Here is a 13374-nt window from a genome sequence, read left to right on the forward strand (position 1 = left end):
ATCATGGTCGCTTCGCCATGGCCCGTGATGCGGTGCTGACCTTTGCCGCGACGCTGACCAAGGAGGACGACGTCGTGCTGGAGGCGACCGGCAACACGGCGGTCATCGTTCGGCTGCTGACGCCCTTCGTACATCGCGTGGCCATCGCCAACCCGATGCAAGTGCGCGCAATCGCCTGGGCCAAGGTGAAGACTGACAAGATCGACGCCGCGACGCTCGCCCGCCTGCACGCGGCGCAGTTCCTGCCCGAGGTGTGGATGCCCACCGAGGAGGTCGAGCTGCAACGCCGCTGCATTGCCGAGCGCGCCCAACTCGTCTCGCAGATGACGCGGTTGAAGAACCGGATCCAGTCCATTCTTCACGCCAATCTGATCCCACGCGAGACAGGGCGCATCTACAGCAAGAAGGGGCGTGCCCGCCTGCAGGAGTTGCCACTGCCGCTGGATCAGCAGCGCGTGGCGCTGCGCCATCATGACGAGCTCGACCGCCTTGCAGTGGAGCTGGCCGTCATCGACAAGGAGCTCGCGCAGCGCGTGCTCGACGATCCGAACGTCAAGCGGTTGATGACGATCGGTGGCGTCAACTCGATCATCGCAGCCAGCGTGCTGGCGGCCATCGGCGACATCAAGCGCTTCTCAAGTCCCGAGAAGCTCGTGAGCTACTTCGGCCTGAATCCGAGCGTGCACCAGTCCGGCGACCACCCGGCCTATCACGGACACATCACTCACCAAGGCCGCGGGCACGCCCGCGGGATGCTGGTCGAAGCAGCCTGGGCTCTGGCGCAAGCTCCGGGGCCGCTGAGTGCCTTCTTCCAGCGCATCAGTCTCAAGCGAGGCAAGCAGGTCGCTGCTGTCGCCACCGCCCGGAAGCTTGCCGTTCTGGTCTGGCACATGCTGACGAAGAACGAGGACTACGCCTGGACGCGACCGGCGCTGCTGCAGTGGAAACTGCGCAACCTCGAACTGAAGGCCGGCCATGCGTCACGCCGTGGTGGCAACACGCCGGGTCCTGCCAGCGACTACAGCCTGCAGGTCGCGCGACAAGGAGAGAGCCTGGCTCGGCCTGGCAGAGCAGGAGTACCGACGCTTCGTCGCTGCGTGGAGAGACCAACCGCCAGACAAACAAAACCTTCATTGAGAAAGGGAAAAACCAAGGCCCTCTTGTCAAATACATCCGTCAGGTACTTCGACGATCGCAGCCGCGTGTCTTTCCATTGTGAGCTCTGCGCGGGCAACTCTCGCACCGCGCGGTGCGAGGCGGCATAGCCATCCAGCGTGACGCTCACCGGAGCTCGGCCTTGCGTCTCCAGCGCCTTGCGAAAGAACGCCTTGGCCGCCTTGACATCGCGATTGGCGCTCAGCCGGAAGTCGACCGTCTTTCCTTCTCGATCGACGGCCCGGTAGAGGTAGGTCCATTTGCCGCGGATCTTCACGTAGGTTTCGTCGACGCGCCATGATCGACCGGCCTTGCGAGCGAATCGATTCCAGCGCTTCTCGAACTCCGGTACGAACCGCTGGACCCAGCGCATGACCGTTGTGTGGGCCAAGACCAAGCCACGCTCAGCCATCATCTCCACCAGGTCACGAAAGCTCAGCTTGAAGCGCAGGTACCAGCGAACGCACAACACGATGATCTCGCGCTCAATGTGCCGACCTTTGAACAGCTCATCCATGCTCTGGAACTTCTTCGCCACGTTCAGCCTTCACATCACAAAGGTCGGTAGCCCGGAAGCCAAAGTTTGCACCAGAGCCGTCAGGCGCACGTTGTCGCTGCTGACGGCCTCGGCGTCGCCGTACATCGGGTCGGGGCTGCCGAAGCGCTCGCCGTCACCGGCGATGAACTCGTGCAGATGTCCACCGCTCCAGCCGAAGGCGGCCCGGATCACCGAGTGCAGCTTGCGCAGCGTGATGGTCTGTGGCACCAGCACCCGGCGCTAGATCTTGGGCTTCGTACCGCGCAATTCGATACGCAGTTGCAGGATGGTGGTGGCAGCAGTGCGTTTGCGGGGCGCCGTGGTCGCCATGGTCATGCAGCTTATCGTTGTTGCTCAGCGCATCGGCCGATGTTCCACGGCAGCAGTTCTTCGATGCGGTTGATGGGGTGCTCGGCGATGCGCTCGAACACGTCGCGCAAGTACTTCTCGGGATCAAGTCCGTTGAGCTTGGCTGTCTCCACCAGACTGTAGATCCCCGCGGCACGCTTGCCTCCGCCGTCGGAGCCGAAGAACAAGAAGTTCTTCCTTCCAAGGCCGACGCCGCGCAGCGCGCGTTCGGCCGCATTGTTGTCGATCTCGATGTGCCCGTCGTCACAGTAGCGCGTCAGCGCCTGCCAGTGCGTGAGCGTGTAGCCAATGGCTCGCGCCAGTTCAGACTTGGCCGACAAACGCCCGATCATGTCTCTGAGCCAGTCGTGCAGATCCCTCAGCAACGGTGCCGCACGCGCTTGCCGCTGTCGTCGTCGTTCCTCGGGAAGTTGGCCGCGGATGTCGCTCTCGACCGCATACAACTCGGCGATGCGATGCAGCGCCTGCTCGGCCACGGATCCCGGGGCGAACTTGTTGTCCTCGTGCACCTCCCAGTAGTACCTCCTCGCGTGCGCCCAACAGGCTGCGTGCTGGACACGGCCGCTGTTGTAGACGCCCTCATAGCCCGAGTAGGCGTCAGCCTGCAGGATGCCGTGGTAGCGCTTGAGGTGTTCGCGCGGGTGCTTGCCTTGGCGGTCCGGCGAATAGCGCAACCAGACTGCCGGGTGGGTCGTGGCTGCCGCAGGGACGATCATCACGCACGTACACCCACAGCCGCCCCGTCTTGGTCCGCCCGCGGCCCGGATCGAGCACTGGCACGGGCGTGTCGTCGGCGTGCACCTTGCCAGCGGCCAGCACGTAGTCGCCTGCCGCCGCCACCAGCGGGTCCAGCAGCTGATGGCCGCCATCGACCCAGCCGGTCATCGTCGAGCGATCGATCTCCACGCCGTCGCGCGCGTAGATGCGGCTCTGGCGGTACAGCGGCGTGTGGTCGCAATACTTGCCTACGAACACGTGCGCCAGCAGCGCCGGCCCGGGCAGCCCGCGTTGAATTGGGCGACTGGGCGCAGCGGCCTGGAAGATGCTCTGGCAGCCCATGCACGCGAGCTTGGGCCGCACATGGCGGATGACCTTGAAGCGCCCAGGCACGTACTCCAACTGCTCCGAGACGTCCTCGCCGAGCTGGCGCAGCTTGCCACCACATTCGCCGCATGCGCACGGCGCGTCGCCACCATGTCCCTTGGGGTAGTGCACCTGGGTCTCACGCGGCAGGTGCGCAGGCAACTCGCGCGGTTTGCGTCCGGCCTTGCGCCGCTGCTTGTTCTTCGGCGGCTCGGCCGCCGGCGCCGGCTGCGGTGGCTCTACGGGGACGAGCGTGAGCTGTGCGCCAAGTTGTTCGCTGGAGGTGCCGTATTGCTCTCGGGCTCGACGCGCGAGCTGCAGCTTGAGCTTGTCGATGGTGAGCTTCAGCAGCGCCACCTCGGCGTCACGCTCGGCGACGACGCGCAGCAGCTCATCGACGGTCAGCGGGATGGTGGGGGAGTTGGGCACGAGCACCACTGTGCCCGCCACCTCGTGCGCAGCGCTATCAGGGGTGCACCCGAGGCATTCTTATCCAGTACTCACGTCGCGATCTGCGGCACGCGCAGCGCGTCGGGCTGCCAGGTGCGTTGCGGCATACGCCAATCAATGCCCTCCAGCAGCATCGACAGCTGCGCAGGCGTCAGCGACACCGCGCCGCTGTCGGCCTGCGGCCAGACGAAGCGGCCCCTCTCCAATCGCTTCGTGAACAGGCATAGGCCCTGGCCATCGAACCACAGGCACTTGATGATGTCGCCGCGGCGGCCACGGAAGACGAAAGCGTGCCCGCAGAATGGGTTGGCCGCCAGCGCTGTCTGCACCATCGCCGCCAGGCCATCGAAGCCGCGGCGCATGTCGGTATGGCCCGCCGCAAGCCACACGCGCGTGTTGGCCGGCAGCCCGATCACGACAGCCCCCGCAGCGTGTGCAGCACACAGCGCACGTTGGACTCGTCGACCAGGCCGTGCAGGCGCACGCGCGCGCCGCCGATGTCAATCTCGATGATGCCCACGGGCTTCGACATGGTTGAAGGCGTCGCTTCCGGCACGGCCGGCGTCACCTCAGCTGCCACGTTCACCGGCACCAGCACGGCCTGCGAAAGGTCATGACCCTTGTCGCGTGCGGTGCCCCGCACATGTTCGCGCCGCCAGCGGAACAGCACGTTGGTGTTGATCCCGTTCTCAAGCGCGATCCCCGATACCGAGGCGCCAGGCCGCATGCAGCGCTCGACGAGTTCGCGCTTGAAGGTGGTCGTGTACTTGCGACGCGTGGACTTGGAGTGTGGATCTTGCGAAGACATGGTGTGCACCTGTTGCGTGAAGTGCACACCATCCTTCGGCGAGCACGATCACTCGATCGTGCTCATACAGTACGTCGCGTTCAAGAGGGCCTCGGCCGCACGCTTACCCCCAAATCGACCCACGTCAGCAGTCAACCGTAGGGCGGCGCCCACCGGTCTAACCGGTCTATCTACTGCTGACGCCAACACGGGTGATAGGCGCCGCGTCCTTTCCGGTCTCGGAGACCGGCACAACTTGCAGCAGGTAGAAGCCGCCTGCAGTCAACCCGACGGCCGTCAGCCGTGTTTGCGGGAACAGGCCATCGGGGATACGCGCTTTTTCGGGTCCGGTAGCGTCCAGCGGACCACTCTCGGCAACAAGAACATTGTTTAGGTCGTATAGACGGGCCATGACCGGCCGATCAGCCGGGCTCAAGATGACGGCGTCGATCGTGCCGCCGTCGCGTGCCTCAACTGGAACTGTTGCGCCCAGCGCATAGAGCGGCAATGAATCCGACCACGGGCCGGCCGGATTGCCGCCCGGACTGGGTTTCCACGTTATGATCCGCGAGAAGTCGAACCAATTGCTCGGGTAGGTGGGAGCAGCCAGGCTATGCAACAGGTTGTACCACTCGGTCACCCGCTTGCACTGCGCTGGCGTTAGGTACGTCCCGTCCACCCATCGCGCACTCAAGCGGTAGATCCCGCGCCGCTCTGTTTGGCTGCGCACGGTCACTGTGTAGTGGCCAGTTGGAAACCGGCTGTTTGGATCGCTGAGCGTGACTACGTCGGGACCATCCATGTCGGGCGAGTGTCCGATCAGCCGCATCCCTGGCGCTCCCACCGTCAGAGATGGGTCCTGATCCCACACGCATACCGCTTGACCATCCGGGCGAGCCTTGGCGCGCGGGATCGACACATCGTAGTAATCCAAGTCGCCCACCGTGTGCTGCCAGGCCCAGTCCATTTGTAGGTCGCGCTCGTAGTGCGTCTCGATCTGTTTAAGGTCCTTATCCAAGACAAAGTCGGTGATGACCTCGGTGGCGGCGGCCGGCGTGGCTAGGTCAACCAAACGGCCCTGACAGAGCTTCGGATAGCAGTCGTCCATGGCTTCGCCCCAGTCGGGTGGAAGGGCGCGCCACTTCACGGTCAAGTTCATGCCATAGGGAACGTCGCCTGCCGCTCCGGTGGCGCCGTTGACGGTAACTGCGCCCCCCATGTAACCCAACATGTCCTGAAGCTCGGGCGGTATCGAATCGGGGAAATAGGCCGGCCATCTCTTGCTGACAACCATTGTGACGCCGGTGGGGAGAGGGTCGAACTGGACGTCGGCGAACTCGTCCGTGGAGAAAAAGTATCTATCGACGTCGTTGTCGATGAGCCTGATCTGGCCGTGCTCCAAGGGCTTCTCGGTGATGTAACCCGGATGATTCAATTTGGCCGCCGATTCCCCTGGTCTCGGCACGTGGAGAAGGCCGAGGGGCGTCGATCTGTCCGCATTCGGCTCGTCCGCCAGGCGCGGCGCCCAAAAGGCCACGTCGTCGATCACCGGCGGTACGGTGCCGCCGGGGACGATGTGGTAGTACAACGTCCAAGAACTCGACTCCCATCCTTTGCACCCCGGGTCCATGTTGGGGACGCCGTCCGTGGTCGACTTGCACAGCTTCTGGTTTCCGATGAGTTTCGAGAGGGGGCCCAAGTGCCAATTGTCAGTGGTGATTTCATTGTCAGTAATCCACAACAATGTATTATCGAAATCCGTATCGCCCTCATAGCCGGTGACTTGAAACGTCAAGTTCGGTTCTGCGGTTGTGATTGGAATGTTCAGCGGGTACCCTGGCGTTGTAACGCTATCACTTACAGGCGTGCGGAAGAAGATTGGACGCCAAGTGCCGTTCACATTCACGTCGAGAGTCCAAAGAGCCCCGCCGCCTTCAAAGCGGCCTTTATCATGAGCAATATCGATGCTGTCCAGCCACACTGTGTATGCGCGGTCAGCCCCGTCTATCGTCGCGGAGTAATTGCCCAGGTACCCGATCAAGATTTCGAAGTGATATGTGCCAGTCGGCGCCGGCGGCGTGATGCTGACATGGACGGTGTCACCGGTGCGAGTCCATGAAACCTTAGTGGCGTCGCCCGAAGCCACTCGCATAAAGGGCATCTCCCCCACCGGGGGCCAATAAGGCAACTTGAGGTCAAAGTCGAACGATCCGGGGAACGTAATGGAATTATATGGATCGGGATGGCTGTTCAGCCACACTTGCGCCACCCGAACGAGGGTTAGCTTGCCATCGTCGGGTAGGCCGGTGGGCCGCATCTCGAGACGATCGTGCTCGACGATGTAAAGGGGGTGGAGCTCCGTATAGCCGTGCGAACAGTCGAAGACCCATCGACCCAGGGTCGTCACGTGGTCACCAGCGCTGGGCCGCGCCGGGATGGAACTTACCTGATTCGGCGGAAAGCCCCCAGATTCGCTCTCAAGCTGCATCGACCCCGATTTGCTGTCTACGTTAAGCCACCATTGCGACTTAGGCAGGCCTGACGGATCCCTAAGGGTCGACAGGTCCAGCTTCATATCGATGTCGTGGGTCGCATGAATCCCGGCCGAGTCTTCGACGGACAGCTTTATTTCGCCCATAGTCCCCTCCGCCCGCTGGAGGGGATTCAGTGGGTTGACCAACATCCACTTTAGCCCCTGATCCTTCATCCGCGCGTACCCCCACTCAATGGTTTCCTTGTTATACGGCGGGGGCTCCGGCGGACCGCAAGTGCTTCGAAGGTTCTCACTTGAAGGGGCTAAGCCGAACCCGGCGCCCGGGCTGAAGCCATCGCCTGACCGAGTGACAAGATAAGGCGATGGCTGCGGGGATCGTGGAGTATCGGAAGTCAGCCGCGGCCGAATTGGGAGATCGGAGTCCTGGGCTCGACTAGTGCTCGCCTGCCCCCATGTAGCCGGTCGGGCAGGGTCAAAGTCAGCGGGCCAACGACCTCCGAAGATCGCGCCGTTCGGCATCTCGGGCACAACGTTGGGGGTGATGGTGCCTTGATACTGCACGGCCAGCCGCAGCGCCCCGCCAACGCTGAAGGGGGCGAGCGCGGCAATAGGCACCCGCACTTCGCCGGACCAGTAGGGCGCCGACAAGGGGCGCTGGTCTTCTTGGAGATGTAAGCGGGTGCCGGTGATGACTTGGGAAGCCAAGTTGCCGGGGGCCGAGCCGCCGTAGCCCTGGCCATCTCCGGTGCCGACGACCAACCGACCATCGGGTGTCAAACGAAGTCGCAATGCGGTCGGGCCGGCTGCAGGTCCGCCTTCGCCCGCGCGGTCGATCCACAGCGTAACGCCGTCGCCTGTCCCCGCCTGACCGACGATGAGTGTCGTGCACAGATAGAGTGCGTCCGGCTGAAGCACCAAATCCATGGCCACCAAGTGGTCTGGTTCCAAGACGATATGAGCCGCCTGGTGATATTCGCGCGCTGTACAACTGCCGTCTACGACGATCGGCGCAGAAGTTAGGGGAATCCGGCCATCCCATGTCGGGATGGGTGTTGGGGCGGGTGAATTCAGACGGCCAAAGGAAGGTAGCTCTGCGAAGCCGGTGATGTCCGGGGCCTCTCGCGCCAATGAGGCGTTGCCGACCTGTCCGGCGTCGTGACCGCCGGCGATGTCCTGCAGGCCATGGGTGAACGGCCAGAGTGCGACGAGGCCGGGCTCGCGCCCGGTCAGCCTCTTGAACGCTGTACTGCGAATCTCGTCAGCACTAAGAACTCGCCTCCACACGGCGAGGTCGCGAAGATAGCTGTGCAGGTTCGTCTGCCCCTTCGGCGCATCGGGATCAGCTCCAATGCGCAACAGTCCATTCGAGCGACCAAGTTCGGCGTGCCGTTCCTGCTCTTCATGGACGGGCCAGTCTATCGATTGCCAGCCCGGCTGCACATCCAACAGGCCGTCGACATACAACGTCCGGACGCCCTCGGCGTCCATTGTCACGGCGATGTTGTGCCAGCCTTCGCCAAGGGGGGTTTGGCCGCTCGCCGCCGTGCTCGCGCCCGCGTAGCCGAACCGCAGGGTGTTGCACAACGCCAACCAATACGAAGGAGACTGGTCGTGGCTAAGCAAGGGGCCGCAGCTGCCATCGACAACGCGTACCCATGCCTGGATCGTCATTTCGGGCGGGTTGAGTTCGGGCGCGTAAGGCACCACGAAGTAACCCCCGCGACCGTCCATGAAGGCCGATCCGGCGCTAACCTGACCGGCGTAGGCCGGAGCCAGCACAAGATTGCCCCACGTTTGCGGCGAGCGCTCGCTCGCAGACTGGGGCCATTGTTGGAGGATCGTGCCATCCAGTTGCTGTACCGCCAAGTAGAGGCCGTCGGTTCGGGCGTACCCGCCTAGCCAGTCCAGGCGCATACGCAGTTCGGCACTCCAATTCTGATTGGGTGTCATCGACACCCGCGCCTCGAACTCGTGCTGGCGCACGGTCAAGGGTAGGAAATCGCCATTGAGGTTCGCCTGATTGGCGCTCGCGATGCCGCCCGCTGTGAGCCCAAACTCGTAGTCGCCGGGTCTGATCAGAAGAGCGCGCTTGCCACTCGCCGCGCCGTCCACACGGACAACCACTCGTTGACCGATGCCGACAGGCATTTCCGAGAAACAGACATACAAATCCACGGCGGAGTGAAGTATCTTGACCCGAGTGATGAGATGGCCAGACGCATCGAGCATCGCCGCGGTGCCGGCCTCGGCATACGCTGAATCGTTGCACTGCCCATCCACTGTTGGAGTGTCCAACCACTTCGGCGCAATAACGGTGCCGGCGGCCGACTGGGCATATGTGGGCGCGCCCACCAAGGCGCTTAGGACCAGCACTAGCACGAAGACAGATAGCCATCGACCTATGCGTCGGACGCTAAGCTCAAACTTGTACGAATGGCTCACGTTTGACTCCTGTCGCCGCGCGTGGGCGGCGTTCGGTGGCCTGCGGGCTGCCAGGTGTGCCCACTGCTCCCCGCGCGCTTACGAACTTGCGGCGATCGGGTTCTGGCTGGTTCGCCGGGCCCGGCTGCCGACGAACTCGGTTTCCCGATGGAGGCAACAAAATTGGCTACCGGTAGGAGCGACTCCAAATGGCCATGTCTGAGCCTCTTGCAAACACGTCCAGGGTTTTGTAACGGAGCGACACAGCCGCCGGTGGAGAGGTGAGTACTCCGCCTAGTGAACCCCACTTGCCGCGGCCGTTACTACGTAAATCGCCTTGAATCGAGCGAATCGTACCGTCATCGTCGTTGACGTCGATAATCGCGTGCACCCATGCCGTCCAAAGTGCGTCATCAGTCCCCTTGGCGAAAGAGGCCAAGAACGTAGTGGGAGGCGCACTTTCGCCTTCTTTGTACGACCCGTATGCAATGCTAATCGGCAGCGCATCAAGAGTGTCGGGGGAGTTTGCTGCAACGTCGATTGTGTCGAACGGTGGTATAGCGGGGGGGTAGTAAACGGGGGCTTGGTAACCGGGTGGACCAACGCACTGGATCGTGCCCCCTGTGTCCAGGGCGAAGATCCTCCCCAAACTCCAGGCTGGACCTGAGTTGCATTCGATGCAATCCCAGTTGACCCATGGATTCCAATGCATCTCAGCGGGGTCTGCAAGCCAAAAGAACCGCTCGTGCTCAGGGTTGTAGGTGTACGTGCGCGACGAAATGCGGTGCGCCGTGTTGCGAACATAGATGTCGAGAAAGAAGAATCCTGGAAGATGTGGCGGGTAACGCACGTTCGCCAGAGGTGCCGACGACAGAACACCGCCAAGCGAGCCCCACGTGCTCCATCCCGTATCAGGACGCCAATATTTCGTCCACAGCGCGCCGTCTGCGCCCTTGACAAACAGATCGATGCAGGAATCCAGCGCACAAACGGCGGCAGGTGTGTCGGCCAACTGCCCGGGAAGTGGCGATGACAGGCCACCCGGTGGTGCGCCTAACGACCCCCAGGCACTCCATCCCTCATCCGGGTTGTAGTACTTCGTGGAGATCTCATTCGCGGTATTCCGCACGAAGACGTCGATTTGCCCATCATGTTTGCAAACCGCGCAAGGTGCCGAAGTGGCGCTTCCACCGATTGAACCCCAAGCGCTCCAGTCGCTCATGGCTTTCTCCGTCTGGTATCTCTCGCTCAGGGAATCCAGAGTGACAGGGTTACGCCCCCGGGATCGCCGAGATTTGGTCCCCAGACGAAGTGCTGGCATCCAAGTTGAGTTGGGTCATCCGATTTGCAGACGAAGCCATCGACCTCAATGGCCACCAGTGTATAGAGATGCTTCATTTCCATCGTTACCAGCAGGGGAGGCGACCCTGGCGCTGGACAACTGAAGCTTGCCGGGTCGTAGGCCGCCTTGGACGTTCCGAAGTTAGACCAGGTGGCCGCATTGATGTCATACAGCCAGACGGAGACATCTCGGCGAAGCGCATTGCAGTTCCAAACCTGCAACGCAGCGATTCCCGCGACTTGATCAAAGACCCCGTGTGACGACATGCGGTCCACAAGTGCTTTTGCGTTGTCGAGAATCTGCAATCCGTCGAATTTCGGCATGACATCCCCTTGGAGCAGACTTAAGGCAAATTAATTTCCCATCATTGGCCTGCGATTTCGCTGGGTCTGCTGCGCAAGATTGACTCTGTGGCCAACTTCATCGCCTGGGTTAATTTGTCAAAAGGAGGCAGGCTGTCGCTGGAATCAAGCACGGACTGACGCAATTTAGGGTTCATGACAGCGTCGTTCAACTGCGCGATTATGTCTTGATCGACCCCTGCGTCCCCCAGGCTTGCGCGGAATTCCGCAGGCAGTCCGTTGCCCAGTTTCGCGATGCCGGATCGAAGGTTGTCCGACGTGAATGCGCCCGTTTCCGCGAGAGATCGCTTGACTTCGCTTGTGGTGGTTGTCAGTTCGGCCATGAGGCCGTTCAGAGATTGCTCGACCTCAAGGTAGCGCGATGTCTGCAGCCGTTTTCCCTCCGCACTTCCGGCGGCCGCCGCCCCGAGAAATTTGGCGTGAATGGCCTTCAGGGCGCGCTCGCTCGCGAAAAGACGGCTCATGAGGGAGAAATAGCGATCCCCTGCTTCCAAGGGAGGTTCGACGCTTGGCCCTGCCGGCGTATTCAGTTCAACCCGGTCCATGAATGACCGGTCGGCGTCTGGTGGGTGATTGTTGGCAACGATGTTTGCTGCGAGCGCGCTGCCCCAGGCTAGACTAGCGAGGATGGCGCATGCAGGAATAAAACTCACGGCAGTGAGACCTGCCGCCGTAGTAGCCGCGAGCATTGCCACATGAGCATAGTCCTCTTTTTTGTCTGAAACCGTCACGAGTACCTCAGGCCCGACCGCGGAAATTTCAGGATAAACGTTTCCATAGATGTCGGTCATCGTTATGAAGGCGGAGTAGCGGTGGTACTTGAAGTGACCGCCTGCGCTAACGGCAAAGTCTGGGAGGCCGTCTCTCCAGAACCAAGTCTTTCCAGGGATTGCAAACGTGTGAGGAAGCTCTGTTCCTGCCACCACCGGAGAACCGAGGTCCCATTGGTCTGCATATGCATTGGCTTCCCCTTCAATAGCGTAGTGCCAATTGAGTGTGGATTCAGCCAACCGAACGTGAACAACACTCAGGGATGTATATGGCATTTGATTTACAAACTTGCAGTTGAGAGTGAAGTCGTCGTGCCATGCAACGCTCATCTCCGACGTGTCCCACCCAACCCAGGGTGAAGTCCACCCCGCCTCGAGAACCGGCGATGCAATAGTCCATTCGAGCTCCGCCGTATAACTTGGACCCGCATCGCCAGTGACGACCAAGCGGATCGTCTTAGGCCCCATCTTGTAGAAAAGCAGCGCCACTGCTTCGCTTTCCACGACCACATCAACGTTCTGAATGAGAACATTGCGATTCCTCACCGCAATGGGCGGGCTCGTGTAGAGAACGTGCGAGTCATACTCGATGCGTGCCGTGACGGTCCCTCCGACCGCGGCATTCCCTGCATGGAAGCGCCACTTGACGCGCACCGGCTCCCCTGGAGTTCCGCCCAGGTGCGAGGTGACCCAAGGCTTGACGGGACCACTGTCCGGCCCTCCTGACAAGCGACCGCCAAACAAGACATAGGGATCCGCTTCAGTAACGACGCCGATGTCGGTCACGTCTCCCGGAGCCAGGCGCTGCAAATCGGAGATCGTCGAGGTTGACATGATGAAATACCTTTGCAACTGAAGTCGGCAGCGCGGTTGCAGATCTACGTCTGCGCTACAGCCGAGGCGGGCGAACCGCAAGGCGAAACTGTCATTGAATTGCGCGCGAAAGTACTGATCGTTCGCCGAAAATTCCCGAAAACAACCGAATGCCTCGATATGCGGGACGCGGGAACGGTCGCCATCCGTCAGAATCAGCAGGCCATCGTCGAGTACGTGGCACCACCCACCCCCTCGCGACCCGAAAGCCCGGGCCTTGCGTGGGCAATGGAATGCTCTGTAAACGTCTGTGCCTGAAGCGTCTGAATCCCCCGGCATTTGCCGAGATCTACTTCCGCTCAAACTTCACTTTCCTGGTGGGCGCATCGCGGCCCGAGGAACTGGTCGAGCGCGCGGCGGCGAGCCGCGAAGGGCAGCTACACGGCGCTGGTGTTATGTCCGCCACTGTCCGAGAAGAAACAGGCCTCTTTGTCTCGCGCTAAATGTGGGCGTTGCGGTTGTCGGCCCTTGAGTACGGTGGGCCGTCTGTAGGTGCAGGCGCCACAGGGGCTTGTGTGTCGAATGTCTCGCAGTGTTCAGCGGCTGAGAATTTGCGTGGGACAACGAAATGAGGGCGTGAAAATCTATTCCCGGATGGGACGCAGCGGGGTCCGGGGGGTGTTTCCTGGTCTTCCCGCCGAAGCGGTGTTAAGGGGTGTTAAGGGCGGGCGCCAGCCCGGCGCAGCGGACCCTTGACACTGCGCAGGGGGGTCAGATGCTTGCGTATGGC

The 13374-nt window shown here is 61.8% G+C and carries 9 protein-coding genes and 2 pseudogenes; 2 read left to right on the top strand and 9 right to left on the bottom strand.

Translation table 11 applies throughout. The annotated features are described in order from the left end of the window. Positions 1-17: 17 nt before the first annotated feature. Positions 18-1265 (top strand): IS110 family RNA-guided transposase, encoded by a 1248-nt coding sequence (locus AC1DYD_RS34655; RefSeq protein WP_478177279.1) that lies wholly within the window; start codon positions 18-20, stop codon positions 1263-1265. Here AC1DYD_RS34655 and AC1DYD_RS34660 read toward each other — a convergent pair. From AC1DYD_RS34660 to AC1DYD_RS34700, 9 genes and pseudogenes are all read right to left on the bottom strand, one after another. Beyond that, a pseudogene (locus tag AC1DYD_RS34660) lies at positions 1160-1672 on the bottom strand (IS6 family transposase); the annotation flags it as partial. The gene AC1DYD_RS34655 and the pseudogene AC1DYD_RS34660 sit on opposite strands and share 106 nt — an antisense overlap. Before the next feature lie 30 nt (positions 1673-1702). After that, the gene (locus AC1DYD_RS34665; protein ID WP_478177267.1) at positions 1703-1927 is read right to left on the bottom strand and encodes an IS1096 element passenger TnpR family protein; all 225 of its coding nucleotides are present in this window, start codon (positions 1925-1927) and stop codon (positions 1703-1705) included. Between the two features lie 107 nt (positions 1928-2034). Continuing rightward, positions 2035-3574: pseudogene (gene tnpC / locus AC1DYD_RS34670) on the bottom strand (IS66 family transposase). Positions 3575-3645: 71 nt separating this feature from the next. Beyond that, the gene (gene tnpB / locus AC1DYD_RS34675; protein WP_478177268.1) at positions 3646-4011 is read right to left on the bottom strand and encodes an IS66 family insertion sequence element accessory protein TnpB; all 366 of its coding nucleotides are present in this window, start codon (positions 4009-4011) and stop codon (positions 3646-3648) included. Further along, positions 4008-4403 (bottom strand): IS66-like element accessory protein TnpA, encoded by a 396-nt coding sequence (gene tnpA / locus AC1DYD_RS34680; protein WP_478177269.1) that lies wholly within the window; start codon positions 4401-4403, stop codon positions 4008-4010. The genes tnpB and tnpA overlap by 4 nt, the downstream gene beginning before the upstream one ends. A gap of 166 nt (positions 4404-4569) precedes the next feature. Next, complete coding sequence (locus tag AC1DYD_RS34685; RefSeq protein ID WP_478177270.1) at positions 4570-9318, bottom strand: LamG domain-containing protein; 4749 nt, start codon at positions 9316-9318, stop codon at positions 4570-4572. Between the two features lie 166 nt (positions 9319-9484). After that, a complete protein-coding gene (locus AC1DYD_RS34690) occupies positions 9485-10618 on the bottom strand; it encodes a DUF8189 domain-containing protein (RefSeq protein WP_478177271.1) in 1134 nt (377 codons plus the stop codon). Next, positions 10546-10962: a hypothetical protein gene (locus AC1DYD_RS34695; protein ID WP_478177272.1), complete on the bottom strand. Its 417-nt coding sequence runs from the start codon at positions 10960-10962 to the stop codon at positions 10546-10548. Before AC1DYD_RS34695 ends, AC1DYD_RS34690 begins: the two co-directional genes overlap by 73 nt. Before the next feature lie 41 nt (positions 10963-11003). Then, the gene (locus AC1DYD_RS34700; protein WP_478177273.1) at positions 11004-12605 is read right to left on the bottom strand and encodes a hypothetical protein; all 1602 of its coding nucleotides are present in this window, start codon (positions 12603-12605) and stop codon (positions 11004-11006) included. Positions 12606-12617: 12 nt separating this feature from the next. On the opposite strand from AC1DYD_RS34700, the gene AC1DYD_RS34705 reads away from it, so the two are divergent. Then, on the top strand, positions 12618-12902 hold the full coding sequence (locus AC1DYD_RS34705; protein ID WP_478177274.1) for a hypothetical protein: 285 nt from the start codon (positions 12618-12620) through the stop codon (positions 12900-12902). Positions 12903-13374: the final 472 nt, after the last annotated feature.

The organism is Variovorax sp. P4_B11, from assembly GCF_056402355.1.